The sequence below is a fragment of the Rhodococcus sp. JS3073 genome (genome assembly GCF_026810085.1).
GTDB lineage: Bacteria > Actinomycetota > Actinomycetes > Mycobacteriales > Mycobacteriaceae > Rhodococcus_F > Rhodococcus_F wratislaviensis.
Genome location: NZ_CP113952.1, coordinates 561,464 through 577,083, shown reverse-complemented (window position 1 = coordinate 577,083; position 15,620 = coordinate 561,464). Strand labels below are relative to the sequence as shown.

13 protein-coding genes and 2 pseudogenes are annotated in these 15,620 nt (G+C 62.6%); 13 read left to right on the top strand and 2 right to left on the bottom strand.

The features are described 5' to 3' along the window. Window positions 1–649: 649 nt before the first annotated feature. A complete protein-coding gene (locus tag OYT95_RS40560; RefSeq protein ID WP_065493798.1) occupies window positions 650–1,189 on the top strand; it encodes a TIGR00730 family Rossman fold protein in 540 nt (179 codons plus the stop codon). 160 nt (window positions 1,190–1,349) lie between these two features. Here the strand turns inward: OYT95_RS40560 and pdxR are convergent, their stop codons facing one another. Then, window positions 1,350–2,804, bottom strand: coding sequence for a MocR-like pyridoxine biosynthesis transcription factor PdxR (gene pdxR / locus OYT95_RS40555; RefSeq protein ID WP_268793158.1), 1,455 nt, complete (start codon window positions 2,802–2,804; stop codon window positions 1,350–1,352). A 47-nt stretch (window positions 2,805–2,851) separates the two neighbouring features. On the opposite strand from pdxR, the gene OYT95_RS40550 reads away from it, so the two are divergent. From OYT95_RS40550 to OYT95_RS40515, 8 genes and pseudogenes are all read left to right on the top strand, one after another. Continuing rightward, complete coding sequence (locus OYT95_RS40550) at window positions 2,852–3,337, top strand: carboxymuconolactone decarboxylase family protein (protein ID WP_268793157.1); 486 nt, start codon at window positions 2,852–2,854, stop codon at window positions 3,335–3,337. After that, entirely contained in the window at window positions 3,219–3,605 is a 387-nt protein-coding gene (locus tag OYT95_RS44565; protein WP_155773123.1) for an SDR family oxidoreductase, read from the top strand. The genes OYT95_RS40550 and OYT95_RS44565 overlap by 119 nt, the downstream gene beginning before the upstream one ends. A 246-nt stretch (window positions 3,606–3,851) precedes the next feature. Next, the gene (locus OYT95_RS40540) at window positions 3,852–4,433 is read left to right on the top strand and encodes an NAD-dependent epimerase/dehydratase family protein (RefSeq protein ID WP_268793156.1); all 582 of its coding nucleotides are present in this window, start codon (window positions 3,852–3,854) and stop codon (window positions 4,431–4,433) included. Between the two features lie 619 nt (window positions 4,434–5,052). Next, entirely contained in the window at window positions 5,053–6,393 is a 1,341-nt protein-coding gene (locus tag OYT95_RS40535) for an MFS transporter (protein WP_268793155.1), read from the top strand. A gap of 434 nt (window positions 6,394–6,827) precedes the next feature. Beyond that, complete coding sequence (locus OYT95_RS40530; protein WP_268793154.1) at window positions 6,828–7,082, top strand: hypothetical protein; 255 nt, start codon at window positions 6,828–6,830, stop codon at window positions 7,080–7,082. 631 nt (window positions 7,083–7,713) lie between these two features. Next, complete coding sequence (locus OYT95_RS40525; protein WP_268793153.1) at window positions 7,714–8,097, top strand: TA system antitoxin ParD family protein; 384 nt, start codon at window positions 7,714–7,716, stop codon at window positions 8,095–8,097. Then, a complete protein-coding gene (locus OYT95_RS40520; RefSeq protein WP_268793152.1) occupies window positions 8,094–8,684 on the top strand; it encodes an AAA family ATPase in 591 nt (196 codons plus the stop codon). Before OYT95_RS40525 ends, OYT95_RS40520 begins: the two co-directional genes overlap by 4 nt. 57 nt (window positions 8,685–8,741) lie before the next feature. Beyond that, a pseudogene (locus OYT95_RS40515) lies at window positions 8,742–8,866 on the top strand (dUTPase); the annotation flags it as partial. A gap of 178 nt (window positions 8,867–9,044) precedes the next feature. Here the strand turns inward: OYT95_RS40515 and OYT95_RS44905 are convergent. Beyond that, window positions 9,045–9,184 (bottom strand): annotated as a pseudogene (locus OYT95_RS44905) (DUF4193 family protein); the annotation flags it as partial. Window positions 9,185–10,075: 891 nt separating this feature from the next. On the opposite strand from OYT95_RS44905, the gene OYT95_RS40505 reads away from it, so the two are divergent. The 4 genes from OYT95_RS40505 to OYT95_RS40485 all read left to right on the top strand — a co-directional run bounded on the left by OYT95_RS40505 (window position 10,076) and on the right by OYT95_RS40485 (window position 15,417). Next, entirely contained in the window at window positions 10,076–11,524 is a 1,449-nt protein-coding gene (locus OYT95_RS40505; protein ID WP_268793151.1) for an aldehyde dehydrogenase family protein, read from the top strand. 76 nt (window positions 11,525–11,600) lie between these two features. Continuing rightward, window positions 11,601–12,866 carry an acyl-CoA dehydrogenase family protein gene (locus tag OYT95_RS40500; RefSeq protein ID WP_268793150.1) on the top strand — a complete coding sequence of 422 codons (1,266 nt, stop codon included), beginning with the start codon at window positions 11,601–11,603 and terminating at the stop codon, window positions 12,864–12,866. Between the two features lie 1,226 nt (window positions 12,867–14,092). Beyond that, window positions 14,093–14,536, top strand: a complete 444-nt coding sequence (locus OYT95_RS40490) for a VOC family protein (protein ID WP_037228749.1) — start codon at window positions 14,093–14,095, stop codon at window positions 14,534–14,536. 92 nt (window positions 14,537–14,628) lie between these two features. Further along, complete coding sequence (locus OYT95_RS40485) at window positions 14,629–15,417, top strand: pyridoxamine 5'-phosphate oxidase family protein (protein ID WP_268793148.1); 789 nt, start codon at window positions 14,629–14,631, stop codon at window positions 15,415–15,417. The last annotated feature ends 203 nt before the right edge of the window (window positions 15,418–15,620 follow it).

The window sequence follows — 15,620 nt, the reverse complement described above, 5'->3', positions numbered from 1 at the left end:
ATGTCAGCACTGCTCCGTCCGAATCGCGACACCGTGCGCCGGCATCGTCAGCGCGGGGGCGGGCCGGACCGGTTCGGCCCGGCGGCCGAGGAACTTGACGTCGACGCTGTGACTATCCACCTGCACTCCAGCTGTGTGAAATTCGGAGTCCGGCCCGCGACACGCGGCGAAATCGCTTGGCAGTCAAAGGCAGGCTCGAAGACGCGATGTCTGCAGACCTAGCTGCCGTGGAGTCGATCATCGTGACGATGTCAGCTGGGCCACTCAACGCGCAGGCACGGACACTACGTGCTCTCCACACGCGAGATCCTCCGAGGATCGTCAGCAGCTGATGGTCGAAACTCCCGCCCCGTCTTGCGTCAGGGGCCTCACCTCCAGGGTCTGCTGTAGTGCACGTCATCACCCGCGGGTGCAAGAGCGATTGGAAGGCGCGTCAAGTCACCTGCGCCAAATGTGGGTGCGCAAGCACCTCAGGCTCGGTCGTTCCGTCACGTCTACCGCCCCAAGAGTTCTGCAGTGATGCGGTAGCGACCCTCATACCAAACCGAACCGCCTGGTATCGCCTCGGTCGCGGTTCCGATCGTTTCCTCCGCCATTGCCGCGCTTACGGCTTCAGCATCAAGCTCTTGTCTGAATCTATAGTTCGATCATGAACATTTGCGTTTTCCTGTCCTCCGCCGACCTCGACGAGCGCTACATACAGCCGGCCGCGGAATTCGCAGAACTCATCGGCAAGGGCGGCCACACCCTCGTATGGGGAGGATCCGATACCGGCCTGATGAAGGTTGTCGCGGACGGAGTACAACAGTCAGGAGGCCGACTCGTCGGGGTCTCGGTCGACTTTCTCCGGCAGTTCGCCCGGCAGGACGCCGACGAGATGGTGATCGCCAAGGATCTCGCCGAACGCAAGGCACTGTTGCTCGCCAGAGCGGATGCGTTCGTGGTGATGGTCGGTGGCATGGGCACGCTGGACGAGGCCACTGAACTCCTGGAGTTGAGGAAGCACGGACTGCTCGACAAACCAGTGGTGCTACTGAACACGGCGGGCTTCTACGATGGGCTGATACTCCAACTCCAACGGATGGAGGAGGAAGGGTTCCTGCCGGTCCCCCTAGCGACCCTGATCTTCCGAGCCAACGACGGCGCAGACGCACTCGCCCACCTGGCGGAGTACGGCGAGACCCGGTAAAGACAACCTGCCAGCCTGACCGTGGTCTAGGGCGCTTCGCGCCATCCAGGACCACGACAAGGACAACGCCGAAAGGGAGAGCGCCCCTACTCAGACATATCTGGACATCACCCCGAATGGCGCGAACCCATCTGTGCGCAGCTTCCGACCAACATCAGGCCTACGGGGATTCTGTCTCGGGCATCACCTTGCACAGTGCGTCCAGCGCGCCCGCCCATGCACTGTCCGAGGGAGCCGCGTAATTGACCACCAGCGCATCCTGCCCGGGTAGCTGCCAGCCGGAATCCTCCGCTTCGTAGCGGAACTGCGCGATGCCGCTGATCGCCAGGCCCTGCTCGGCCGCCGCCTGGACGACTGAGTGCTCGGTCCCGCGCGGGAGTTCGAGGACCGCCTGCAGGCCTGCGGCCATGCCGGTCACACGAACATCGGGTGCCCGAGTAGCCAAGGCCTCGACGAGTTGGTCACGGCGGCGCCGGTAGCGCACCCGCATCGCTCGAACATGACGGTCATACGCGCCCGACGCGATGAACTCGGCGAGCGTCAACTGCTCGAGCGCACTCGACATGTAGTCTCCGTGCCCCTTGGCTGTCCTGATCTCCGGAACGACATCCCTCGGCAACACCATCCACCCGAGCCGCAGCCCCGGCGCCAGCGACTTACTCACCGAGCTGAAGTACACGACCCGCTCGGGGTCGAGGCCTTGCAGGGCACCGACCGGCTGACGGTCGTATCGGAACTCCCCGTCGTAGTCGTCCTCCAGGATCAGTGCGCCGGTGGTGCGCGCCCAGTCGATAGCCGCCGTGCGTCGGCCCGGGCTCAGCGCGACCCCCGTCGGATACTGATGCGCCGGTGTCAGCAGAACCGCACCAACTCCACGCAATCGTGCTAACTCGTCTGTGCGGGCCCCATATTCATCGACAGAGAGGGGCGGGGTACGCAGACCTGCACTAGTGAGTAGGTCTCGATAAAGGTCGAGGCCGTACGACTCGACGGCCACTACCTGCACTCGCCTCGCTCTGAGTGTCTGTGCCATCAGTGTCAGACCGTGGTGGAAACCGGAACAGATGACGATCCGCTCCGGCTCGGCGTACACCCCACGGGCCCGCGCCAGGTACTCCGCCAAGGCGACGCGCAGCTCGACCCGGCCGAGGGCATCTCCATAGCCGAATGCGTCGTGCGGTGCCACTGTCAGTGCGCGGCGGGCCGCGGTGAGCCACTGCACGCGCGGAAAGTCCGTAAGGTCCGGGGAGCCCGGTAGCAGCCCGTAGGCCGCACGACGCTGCGTCGGCTTCGTACGCGGGACTACGGGTCGGGCCGTGCGCGGCGCGGCCCGCATCGCCACCCATGTCCCGGAACCCTGCTGCGCGGTGAGCCAACCCTCGGCTACCAGCTCGGCGTAAGACTCGGTCACGGTATTTCGTGAGATACCAAGATCGGCAGCGAGCGAACGGGACGCCGGCAGCCGAGTACCAGGCACCAGACGTCCCTCGCGCACAGCCTCCCGCAGGGCGTCCGTCAACCCAACGCGCAGCCCGGATCCCTTCAAGTCCAGATGCAGGTCAGCACCGAATCCGACCTGCACTCCGGCCCCACAATTGGTACGAGATTTTGACATAGAAGTGGACCCTACTCCGGTACCACTCGGCGCGTAGCGTTGCGCGTATGACAACGAACCACACCGAACAAAGCAAGAAACTCCTCCCAGAGCACGCACCACGCCTGGACTGGGCACAGCTCGCCCCCGAGGCGTACAAAGCCATGCTCCGTCTCGACACGGCCGCCAGGCAGGGCGTCGATCCGACATTGCTCAACCTGGTCAAGATCCGCGCCTCCCAGATCAACCACTGCGCCTTCTGCCTGGACATGCACAGTAAGGATGCGCTGGCTGCCGGCGAGTCGGCGGAGCGGATAATCCAGCTCAACGCATGGACCGAGTCGAAGCACTACTACACAGCAAAGGAAATCGCGGCGATCGAACTGACCGAGGCAATCACCGTCCTCACAGACGGATTCGTTCCAGACGAGGTGTATGCAAAGGCCGCAGACGAATTCGACGAGACCGAACTCGCCCGACTCATCGTCGCCATCGCGACGATCAACACATGGAACCGCTTCGGCGTGTCCACCCGAATGGTCCCAGGCCACTAAGCACGTGGTCGAGGTTCCTCTCGAACCTGCACGTCGCCCGCTCACCCGCATGTGGGCGATCGAACTTGCCGCACTGGGCATACGAGTCAACATGTCTGTTCCAGGGCCACCGATTCTCCTGGCCTCGCCGGGCTGGCAGGCCGCCTCCAGTTACTCATCGCGAGAGGTTTCGGCTCTGCTTGCGCAGGAGGCGAGTCATGTTCCCCTTGGCCGACCGGGCAGACCCTCCGAACTCGCCGATGCGGTGTTGTTCCTCGCCTGTGAGTAGGCGGCGTTCATCACTGGCAGAGAGTTGTTTGTCGACGGCGGCGAGTCGAAGATCCGAGGGAGCATGCGCTGGGCTCGACGCTCGCGCGTCTGTGTCACAGACCCGGCCCCTATTCGGTCTTCATTACTGACAGGGTTGGATCCACACACCCTGGAGAATTGAATGAAGGAGCCTCAGGCGGAGTGCTCGTTCCACCGAATAGTCAAGTCATACCTTGACTTCCAGGAAATACAGTCAGGTGTAATCATGAAGATTTTTCTTGCAGGCGCATCCGGCGTTATCGGGCAGCGTCTGATACCGCGTTTAATTCAGGCCGGACACACAGTCGGCGGCATGACCCGCTCGCCGAGCAAAACCGAGGTGCTCGAACGCCTGGGCGCCGAACCGATACTGTGTGACGTCTTCGACCGGGAGGAACTCTTCCAGGCTGTTCATCACTTCGCACCAGACGTAATACTGAGCGAACTGACCGATCTACCGGACGACGCGACGCAGATCAGCGAGCTCACAGACCTGAACGCGCGCATCCGAACCGAGGGAACGCGCAACCTGATAGAGGCCTCGCGGCGGAGCGGATCACCGAAAATCCTGGCTCAAAGCGTCGCCTGGCAACTACCCGACGGACCTGATGCCCTAGCTGTCGCAGACCTCGAGCGTTCGGTGCTCGACCAGGGCGGCGTGGTGTTGCGCTATGGACAATTCTACGGGCCCGGCACCTATAACGAGCAACAACAACCCGAGGAACCTCGGATTCACATTGACTGCGCTGCCGATCGAACAGTGGATGCACTGAGCGAACCTACAGGCATCGTCGTAATCACAGACTGAGTGCGACCGCGCTTCGGAAGCCGTTTGGGTCGTCGAGAATCCGGCTGACAAGGAGACGCAGCGCGAACAGATACGAAATATGCTCTGGCCGAGCGATCTCCATGGCGACTGGAAAACTGCTTCACCGCAATGGCAGGGATTTCGTCGACCCCAGTTGTTCAAGATCGACAAGAAGTCAATCCTCCTCTAGCCCAAAGAGATTGGATTCCTCTGTCAACAATTGCCCAAACCCATCCTAGCCGTGTGCATGACTCGAGTCGCTCACCGAAATCTGCTTGCTCATCAATCATTTAGATACGGACCCAGCAAGCAGAATCCCGACGACAACCTTCTGACCGACAAGATCAGATATCTGCCGCCCGCCGTATCCGCACTCATGCAATAGGGGAACAATCCTTACAAGCCGAAGAGTGCGGTCTGCTGCACCTAACGGAAAAAGGTGCCGCCGGGCCGGTCGTCATCGCACCGCACATCGGGTCGGAAATACGGGACCTCGAACATGCGCTTTCGCGACAAAGCGGTGACCAGCAGAACTGCCGACGTCTCATACGCCCTTTCATGCAGCAATCACTCTTCGACGACCACGCCTTCGCGGCTGGCCCGCTCCGGAAGGTCCTCAATGTCACCATTCCAAGCATCTATTGAGACGACGCCTTCACATCTGCCTCGCCACATTCTACCCGCCGGCTTTGCGTTGACGGGTTGCGCGATCACGTTCACAAGCTTGTATCTAGCGGCCGGCGCATTGACCCCGCTACTGGTGCTCTACAAAGAGCAATGGAACTTTCCCGCAGCGCTTCTGACATTGGCGTTCGCTGTCTACGCGATTGGCTTCCTCGCCGCCATCCTCACGCTGGGGTCCCTCTCGGACCATGTCGGCCGACGCCCCGTTCTGGTCGGAGCCCTCATCCTTCAGCTCGTGTCGAACGGCATGTTCTTACTCGCCCCCGATATCGGATGGGTGGTCACCGGCCGAATCGTCCAGGGCGTTGCCACCGGCGCGGCAACGACTGCTTTCACCGCGGCGCTCATCGAACTCGCCCCTCCGAACCGGAAGCGACTGGGCACGATCCTCGGAAGCGTCGGTCTAACCGGCGGTCTCGGTCTCGGATCCTTGCTTGCTGGCCTCGCGATCCAGCTCACGACAACGGCGAACTCGATCATCTTCATCGCCCTCGCCATCATCACGATCCTCGGGATCGTCGTCATCGTCCTGTCACCGGAGAGCGTGTCCCGCACCCCCGGCGCACTCCGCTCACTAATCCCCAGCGTCGCGATCCCGTTCGCTGCCCGAAGGGAGTTCGCCGCGGCAGCGCCTGTGATCGCCTCAATCTGGATGCTGGCAGGCCTCTCAGGCGGGCTCGCCCCGAGCATGGTTCGCAGCGTCTTCCATTTGGACAGCGGGCTGTTCAACGGCCTATCCGGATTCGTCTCGCCGGCAACATCGGCTGTCATAGGACTGGTGTTCGCCAGACTCGACCCCCGCCGCGCAATGACCCTTGGCATCTACGCGTCCCTCATCGGGGCCATCGGCATTATAGATGGCGCACTTACCGGAAGCCTGGCAATCATGATCAGCGGACAGGCCATTGCCGGCGTCGGATTCGGTGCATCCTTCACCGCATCACTGCGCCTCATCCTCCCGCTCGCGGTAGAGCATCAGCGTGCGGGGGTCGTCGCCGCAATCTACGTCGTCTCCTACATCGCGTTCGGCGTGCCCATTATCATCGCCGGAGAACTAGCAGACGCACACGGCCTGGTGCCAACCGTCGTCTGGTATAGCGCCGGAACCATACTCCTAGCGCTCATCAGCCTCGGAGCGCAGCAGCTACTCGGGCGAAACACGCGAAACGCCATCGGATCTGCTGCGAGCTCGGATCCCCGATCGGATGGCGCAAGTATGGCGGAGCGAGACGATATACAGCCCGTACCCGCGACACCGCCTACTGGGATTCGATGACTGATCATCTGCCTTCAGCATGGCCGGACATCACTGAGGATGGCGAGCCTGTCATCAGCACTCAACCCGCTCTCGTCAAACTCTCCGAGTCAGACCCACGACTCCGACAAGGCGCGTTTAGGTACCCGCCGGTCGCCCAGGTAATTCCCCCACTCAACCAGGTGTGCCCGCGAGGACGCACGGCAACAATGAGAGCCGCGCCCCGTCGGCAGACACCGACCGGTCGATACCGAATCCCACTGTCCGAGGCCGACGCATCCAACACCACCGAACTGACCTCAACGGCCACCACGTCTCCCCACCGCAGTTATCCACATCCGGGCGGACTCAGCACGGCCCACCGGTTGAATCTCCGGCTCGACGGCTCCCTCGCCCTCGGCGTGGCACGAGCGTGCCTGACCGAAGCCGACCGCATCGGACACCCGACCGCATAGTTGTGGGAAACACACACCACCATCCGCGACGCCCTCAACAACGCGGCCACCGGCTACGGTGACGTATACGACGCCCGTGCCCATGCCAGCCAATTCGCCGTCACCGCCGCCACGTACGTCGCCACCGCCGCGGGAAGCCGATCGGTCACACGCGGTGAGCCCACCGAGAGGCTGATCCGGGAAGCCGCCTTCAGCGTCGTCTGCGCCACCACCCCGCAAATCAGGTCACGCATCCTGACCGCACGCCACCCCTAGTGGAACCGCCGGACCGAGACGCATGACGGCGATCCCAGACCCCGACTTCTCGCACCCTCAGTCCCATCGCAAGCCTCCCCGTCTCGCTCCACCGGAACCGGCGATCGAGCGGACCGACCCGCCCCTCTGATCAGTCAGCAGAACAGCGCCCGAACCAGAAGAATCGTCCGCCAAGTCGCCGCCCACCGTGATGCACGGTGCATCACCCAACCCCCCGGCGGCGTTCCCGCCAGGCCCGCAGATTGGTACCGACATGCGACGTTCGCCGATCGTCAGCGTGGAGCGCCGCGCTCAGGGTTGGTTCGAGAGCGGCTCAGCTACGCGGCTCGCAGCGGAGGCAGGAGTCAGCAAAAACTCGGCGGGTCGTATCCCGGAATGCCAAGTCTCGACCCGACGGGATACGGCCCGCACACTCCACGTTAAACCGCCTCCGGACTGACCTCAACGGCCAGTTGGGGGCGGCTTTTTGTCGTTTAGGGGACCTTCACCGCACCCGGCGGCGTGGCCTCGAAGGAAGAACCGACGATCGTCGGCGGGATTCGGGCGGACCTTCCGACAACAGGAACCCGACAGCGCCTGTAGCTATCAGCTACACTTGTAGCAACTAGCTACAACACCCGGGAGTGAAGTGATGCACAGCACTGGAGACAAGGTCACTCGCCTGGCAGCGGACCTGGTGGCCAGCGCCATGGCCGAGGGAGAACGGCAACACCGCACCGGACGCCAGCAACTCGAACACTGGGCCCGGGTGGGACGTGCGGTCTCGAGCCGGCAGACCGCAGCCCGGCGCCGAGTAGAAGACGCTCTAGCCGGCCGGTTGCCGATCGGTGAACTCGGACCCGAAGAAGGCACAGTGTTCAACGCCGAGATCAACGCGGCGATCGAGGAACAACTGGCCACCACCGATTACGGTGCCGCGCTCGCGGCCCAGGGAGTCACCACGGTCGCGCTGTCCGAGGACGGTCAGATCATCGAGTACCGTCCCGACGGCACGCGCACAGTCCTGCCCGAGTGAAACGACTCGACCTGGTGGTCGGTTGCAACGGCGCCGGCAAGTCCACCTTCGTGGCCTTCACTCTCGCTCCACTGCTTCCGGCCAGCCCGTTCGTCAATGCCGACGAGATCGCCAAACAACGATGGCCGGCGAATCCGGCTGCACACTCCTATGAGGCCGCGGAGATCGCCGCGAAGACCCGGGCACACCTGCTGACCCTGGGGAAATCGTTCATCGCCGAGACGGTGTTCTCCCATCGGTCGAAGCTGGAGCTGATCGACGAAGCACGCACACACGACTACACCGTCATCTTGCATGTGCTGATGATTCCCGAGGAGCTAGCGGTCCAGCGTGTGCGCTACCGGGTGCGCGCCGGCGGACACGATGTGCCCGAAGACAAGATCCGCCAGCGATACCACAGATTGTGGGGTCTGCTCGCTCAGGCGTTCCCACGGTGCGATCACGTGAGCGTGTACGACAACAGCGCGAGCACCGGCCCGCGCATCGTCGCCCAGTTCACCGACGGACACCTCGTCGGCGAAGCCACCTGGCCCGCATGGACACCCGCAGAACTGACCTCGCACACCAGCCGGGGCGAGCACCCATAGGTGCGGTAACGGCCCGGCGGATCCGAACACCCATAACATGAGAAACCAACAGGCACGGCCACCGACCACGACGCACCGAAAGTCACCGACTCCGACGAGACGGACACCTCCCTCGAACAGCTCACCGCCAGCCGAAGGACACCCAGTCCCCCATCGTGGACGTCGAGGACACCGACACCGCCGAAGGAGCTGACTGTCTACGGCCCGTCGAAGAACGTGCTCAGGTCCCGTGCCCTCGGAGGGTGTTCGGGTGCTTGGGGTGTGTGCGGTGCCACTACGGTGGTGATGACTCCGGTCAGTAGGTGACCTCAGGATATGTTTCGCGGGCTCGAAGATGCGGCCCTCGGATGTTCGGTGTTCTCAGGCGCAGTCCCGCAGATCAGCTGGGTACCGCTGGCGAGGCAGATGCGGTGGTGGACGAGGAATTAACTGGTGCAAGTGAATTCGTCCGCCTGCTTCGGGATGACCCGGATGAGTTCTTCGCCGGACAGGTCTGAACCACGTCACGACACCGGCGTGCCGCTCCCGGGGTGGTCGCGGCAGTACTGTTCGGCGATCTCGTTATCATCCCGTGCCAGCCAGGTCCACTCCCCCACCGCCTCATCCCCGAGCAAGATCAGATCCGCCCACCGGCACTGCGGCCCACGTACGCACACCAACGCCAACCCGGAATCCGACAACGTCTGGTTCGCCGACCGTGGGCTTAACTCGCATCGAATCCCCACCGACTCATCACCTCACGGCGCCGCTCCCGGGCGCGCGTGCCCGGGGCAAGTTCCTCCGACGACACAAGCACTCCGGGGGCAGCGCCGTCGTGGACGGGCACACCCGGCCAGCCTGATCGTACCGACCCGGAGGCCCTGCGCGTGCGGGCAGCGGGGTTCGCCGGGTAGCGCGATGATCGCGCTGGCACTGGCTCGGTTCCTGCGACGCGGGCACGCCCTGTGGCCGGGGGCTGGCTGCGGAGGTTCATGCGCGGAATGGGATCACGCACGTTCTCCACCCTGTGCCCCACGCGCGCCACCACCACCCACCACCACACCACCACACCACCCCATCCATCCATCCATGACTCCATCCATAGAGCGAGTGACCGTGAGAGAAACCGCGCCACGCGCCGACCCATCACCACCGGCGGTCGGTCCACGCGCGCGATCATCGCCGCGCGCTCCATCGCTCTAGTCCAGCAGCGCGCGCGGCCCATCCATCGCGCGCGCCACTGCTGAAATGCACCAAATACGCGCTTAACCGCAAGAAACTAACGGTCCGCGCCACGGCTACGCCCGCATCGCCCACCGTTTTCGCGAATGTGTGAAAGTCACACACTTACCCGCCTGGAGGTATTCCATTATGAGTTCAGTCACAAGCATCGACTGATACGAGGATTTAGTATGACTGCCGTCTCCACGCTCGCATCTTCGCGAGATCTCCTGCAACACAAGTTCCAGCAATTGCTCAACGGCAAGCTGGTGGACGGCGCTGCTTCCCAGCCCGTGATCGACCCGGCCACGGGGCGGGTCATCGCACACGCCCCTGTGGCCGATCGGCAACAAGTCGACGATGCCGTCGCAGCCGCGAAAGCCGCGTTCCCTGCCTGGCGCGATGCACCTGTTGCAGACCGTGCCGACATCATCCGGCAACTCGCGAACATCATCGAAGAACGCCGCGACGAGATCGCGCGGGTGATTGTCCTCGAAAATGGAAAGCCGCTGGCTGACGCCACCGCCGACGTCGAGTACTCGATCACCTGGGCCCGTCATATCGCGGACATGTCGTTGGACGGCACGGTCATCCGCGACGACGACGAAGCCTACGTCGAGGTCCGGCGCAAGCCGATTGGCGTGGTCGCGGCGATTCTTCCCTGGAACTTCCCGTTCTTCCAGTTCGTGTACAAGCTGGCTCCCGCACTGCTCACCGGCAACACCGTGGTGGTCAAACCGTCTCCGACGACGCCCCTCAGCGCACTGCTTGTCGGCGAGGCACTGCGTAGCCTCGTGCCCGCTGGTGTGGTGAACATCGTGGGAGACGCTGGCGAGGTCGGACCCATGCTCACCAGTCACCCCGATGTCGGGAAGGTGTCGTTCACCGGGTCCACGGCAGCCGGCAAACGCGTCATGGCCAGCGGTGCGGAAACCCTCAAGCGCATAGTCCTCGAACTCGGCGGCAACGACTCAGCGATCGTCATGCCCGACGCCGAAGTGAAGAAGACCGCCGCCGGCATCTACACCTGGGCCTTCGCCAACTCCGGCCAGGTCTGCATCAGCATCAAGCGCATCTACGTTCACTCATCGCTGTACGACAGCTTCTGCGATGAACTCGCGGAGCGAGCGAACAACGCGGTCGTGGGACACGGTCTCGACCCCGAAACCGAACTCGGACCGATCCAGAACGCCCGTCAGTTCGAAACTGTGAAAGAGTCACTCAAACTCGCTCACGCGCAGGGGACAGTGATCGCCGGTGGCGAGGTACTCGACGGCGGTGGCTATTTCGTTCGGCCGACAGTGGTTCGCGATGTGGATGAATCATCTCCGTTGGTGTCCGCGGAAACCTTCGGACCGATCCGCTCGGTGATGCGCTATGACGATGTCGATGACGCGATCGCTCGGGCCAACAACACCCCGTACGGGCTCGGGAACTCGGTCTGGGGTGAGGATCTCGACGCGGCAGAGCAAATCGCAGACCGGCTCGAAAGCGGCACCGTGTGGGTCAACACCCACTTTGCGCTCGCGCCCGACGTGCCATTCGGTGGGCGCAAACAGTCCGGACTGGGAGTCGAATTCGGCCGCGAGGGCATCGAGGAATACACCGATGCCCACGTTATTCACATCGCTCGACAGTAGTACCGACACGGTCTCGGTCCGTTCAGGCCGCTGACAAACGATCCCGACAAACTCCCGGTCACACGATTGGAAAACCATGACACTCGATTTCAGTCTCAGTGCGGAACAGAAGCAGATCCAGGCAGACGCTGCCGAGTTCGCAGATACTGTGCTGACCCAGGTCGCCGACGCGATGCGCCCGTACCACGATCCGGAGTCGCGATTCAACGCGATCAAGCCATTCTACGAGCAGATGGCCGATGCCGGTTTCATCACCGCCTTGATCCCCAAGGAATACGGGGGAACCGCATTTACGTCGCTCGAGTTCTGCCTCTCCGCTGAAGAATTGGCTCGCGTGGACATCAACGTCCCGAGCGCCATCCTCTCGACAGGACTTGGCCTCGACGCCATCATCAACTTCGGCAGCGAAGAACAGAAGACAGAGTTCCTACCGCAGTTCACCGACAGCACACCCAGGCTCGCCGGTATCGCATTCTCCGAGGTGGGTGGATCGGCGAACTTCGACTCCAATGTCGTTGGCACCGGGGTTCGGACCACTGCGCGCCTGGACGGCGATGAATGGGTAATCAATGGGCACAAGCAGTACACGACTAACGGAACTGGCTGGGACGGAGCCCATCCCGATCTATTCACTGTCCTCTGTACGACCGATCCGCTCAGTCCGATCTCCGAGGCCGCCGCCATGATCGTTGTACCCGGGTCGACGCCGGGCATCGAGGTCGTCGGAATGATTGACACGATGGGGCACGTCGCAACCCCATCGCCGATGGTCAACTTCACCGACGTCCGGGTACCGGCCAGCAATATCCTGGGCAGTCCCGGAGACGGCGTGAAGATTGCACAGTCCTCCTTTACCTGGACCTCCGCACCGATCGCCATCGCGTGTGTCGGTCGGATGCGTGCAGCATTCGATGTGGCCTACAAGTTCGCGAAAACTCAGCAGCGCGGTGGGCCCACGCCGGTCATCGAGTATCAAAACGCCGGCTACATGCTCGCCGACCTGAAGATGAAGATCGAAGCGGGACGCTACCTCGCCTTGAAGGCCGCGGACCACTACGACAAGACTGGCGGCGCCGATAGGGAGATAGCCAACATCGCCAAGGTCTACAACTCCGAGCTGTGCGTGCAGGCAGTCTATGACGCGATGCGTCTGGTCGGCGTCGAGTCCTACGGCGGAACCGACAATGCACTCTCGGAAATCATGGCCGATGCGTTGTGCTTCCCCATCTACGACGGCGGGAACATGGGTGTTCGCCGCCGGCAGCTGCATGAGTTGATGAAGCAAGAGGGCTACGATCCGCTCGCGCTTCGTGATGGTAAGGCATCCGCTTACAGAACGTAAATGGATACCGCCCAGTTCGTCTAGAACGCCTCAACACGAACGGATCTCAGTGTCGAATCAGTCGCTGCAACAGTGCAGGCATCGAGACTGACCCGTATCCGCAGCGGCGGGTGAGCGCCGGGCCATTCATGCCAGCACTCGCCCGCCCACGTGCTGTACAAACCTCGTTCCCCGGCCAGTACGGCGTTGAAAAGCAATTTGCCATTCAGCGCGAGAACGACTAGCACTCCCCATGTACACCCCGCTGCCGCGGGCACACCAACAATTCCGAAGGCATCCGCAGGACCCAAAGATGTGTTAAGTAACATGAACTCTCGCGAGTATCGCCAATGGCGCCGGAGGCGGCGCGCCGCGTGGATCGAAGTGAACCGCAAACCCAAACATCCTGACACCGAGTCGGAGCGCCTCCTCGACTTTGCCAGCATATGGGCACCATACGGGGGCGCTACCGAGGAGGAGATCCTTGTGCACTTCGGAATGACGACGCGCCGGTTCATTGAGCGTTTGTGGCAGATCATTCCTGAATCGAATTGTGCCCAAGAAGAGATACACAGTTTAGCGAACGCATATCCGCAATACCGGCGAACGAACGGTTCCTCACCCGCTTCGTAGTCGCTCGGCGTCCGGTTACGTGGACGGCCCGGGTGGCTGGCGGTCCGACAGATCCCGAGAACCTGCACAAGAATTCAGAGTAAGCAACTCAGGCTGGAAAGAAATGTGGCAGAGCCATAGCGACAATGACATCCTCGACTTTGCACTTCTCTGGGGACCACTCGGGGGACCCGCTCCGGAAAACGTTGCAGCCGCCTTCGGAATCGACATCAGTGATTACAACCGCCGGCTCGACGCTGCTGCGAGGTTCCAGCTGGCCAGACTTCAGCAGGGCCTCACATCCCCCGAGCACATCTATGGTCTGTCCGCTATCACAGCGCTTGATCGAGTTCCCCACTAGAGCACGTCATACGAGCGACCGAGCCATCCTCGTGGCTCGTTGCAGACACGGAGAGCAGTCTGGTCTGGCATGGTGGCCCGTTCGACGTCGAAGACCAGAACAACGACTGCACGGTCCTCTCCCGGCCAAGTCCGACCGGACGTGGTCCGAGCTATTTGTCTCGACACGCAGTGTCACAGAAATTTTCGCGAACATGACGAGACCATCCGCCCCGGGGCATCTGCACCCCCGTTGATGCAAATCGACCATGAGATCAATCAAAGGAGAGTGAGTCATGTCCTTCCACACCGATCATGTCGGGCTCAACGTCACCGACCTGAACAAGTCCACAGAGTTCTACACTCGCATCTTCGGCTTCACAGTGGTGGCCGAGTCGCACGACGGCGATCGCCGGTCGGCCTTCCTTGCCCAGGACGGAGCCATCGTGCTGACACTCTGGCAGCAGAGCAGCGGCCGCTTCGACGTCGCCGGTCCGGGACTCCACCACCTTTCTTTCCAGGTGGCAGACCTCGACGCCGTCCGCGAGGCAGAAGCGGTGATCAAAGAGGTCGGAGCGGTTCTCTACTACGACGGCGTCGTGCCACACGCAGAGGGCACCCCGTCGGGTGGAATTTTCTTCGAGGACCCCGACGGCATCCGGCTGGAGATCTTCGCTCCCGAAGGCGCTGCCGACCTTCGCGCCCCCACCGCGGGGGCCCCGAGTTGTGGGTTCTTCTGATCAGGCATCCAGGAGAGGTCGCAGTCCAGCAACGGACGGGAGTGCGGCTGGTCGACCACGGGAGCTCACGAGTCGGTTCGCGGATCCCCGACGTGGCCGCAGAGTTTCTTCGGAACCAGCACACGCTCGTCATCGGCGCCGCCGACGATGACGGGCGGGTCTGGGCCGGGATGCTGGCCGGCCCCATCGGCTTCGCCGCACCCCGCGACGATCGAACGATAGACCTCAGCGGCTTACCCCACTTTGAGGACCCCCTTCACGGGCTGTTCGAACAGAACCGAGACGTTGGTCTGCTGGCCATCGAGCCACAGACTCGGCGCAGAATGCGCGTGAACGGCATAGCAGTGAGGGCCGACGAGATACTGACGGTGATCGCTGAGCAGGTCTACTCCAACTGCCCCAAGCACATCCAGACCCATCCCTATACCTCCCCACCCGTACCGCGACAGGATCTCGCACGGGGCACCGCCCTGTCACAACGGCACTGTGAGTGGATTACCCAGGCGGACACCTTCTTCATCGCCACATCCGTCGCGGGTTACGGTGCGGATGCGTCCCACCGAGGCGGCAACCCCGGGTTCGTCAGTGTGACCGGTCCGCGCACGCTGCAGTTCGAGGACTATCCGGGCAACTCGATGTTCATGACACTGGGCAACCTCGAACTCAACCCAGCTGCAGGATTGCTGTTCGTCGACTGGAAACGCGGACAAACACTGCAGCTCACCGGCCGTGCGTGGGTGGAATGGAATGACAAACGCATCGTGCACTTCGAACTAGACGAATACATACACCTCGCCGGCACCGCGTCGGCAAATGCTGACACGTCAAAGCGCACCCTCCCGAAGACCAGCGATTCACCCACACCGATCGACCGCGACTGATTATCGAGACGATCACCGGCGGTAGACGAATGCACAGTCACCGCAGATTGCGGTATGGGGCAGCCTGAAACGAAACTTCCTCGCCGGAACTCACGACAGTGGTTGGTGAGACCGGGCCGCTTCGGACGCCATCGGACGAAGCCACATCCTTCTGACGCCGACGCTCCGGGCACTCCGGTGCTGCCTGATACGGAGGTTGGGAT

Bases quoted from the DNA above. Each gene is read 5' to 3' on its own strand.
- OYT95_RS44565 (WP_155773123.1), top strand. From the start codon at position 3,219: ATGCAAAGGCCGCAGACGAATTCGACGAGACCGAACTCGCCCGACTCA.
- OYT95_RS40525 (WP_268793153.1), top strand. From the start codon at position 7,714: ATGCACAGCACTGGAGACAAGGTCACTCGCCTGGCAGCGGACCTGGTG.
- OYT95_RS40535 (WP_268793155.1), top strand. From the start codon at position 5,053: ATGTCACCATTCCAAGCATCTATTGAGACGACGCCTTCACATCTGCCT.
- OYT95_RS40550 (WP_268793157.1), top strand. From the start codon at position 2,852: ATGACAACGAACCACACCGAACAAAGCAAGAAACTCCTCCCAGAGCAC.
- OYT95_RS40505 (WP_268793151.1), top strand. From the start codon at position 10,076: ATGACTGCCGTCTCCACGCTCGCATCTTCGCGAGATCTCCTGCAACAC.
- OYT95_RS40560 (WP_065493798.1), top strand. From the start codon at position 650: ATGAACATTTGCGTTTTCCTGTCCTCCGCCGACCTCGACGAGCGCTAC.
- OYT95_RS40490 (WP_037228749.1), top strand. From the start codon at position 14,093: ATGTCCTTCCACACCGATCATGTCGGGCTCAACGTCACCGACCTGAAC.
- OYT95_RS40500 (WP_268793150.1), top strand. From the start codon at position 11,601: ATGACACTCGATTTCAGTCTCAGTGCGGAACAGAAGCAGATCCAGGCA.
- pdxR (WP_268793158.1), bottom strand. From the start codon at position 2,804: ATGTCAAAATCTCGTACCAATTGTGGGGCCGGAGTGCAGGTCGGATTC.
- OYT95_RS40540 (WP_268793156.1), top strand. From the start codon at position 3,852: ATGAAGATTTTTCTTGCAGGCGCATCCGGCGTTATCGGGCAGCGTCTG.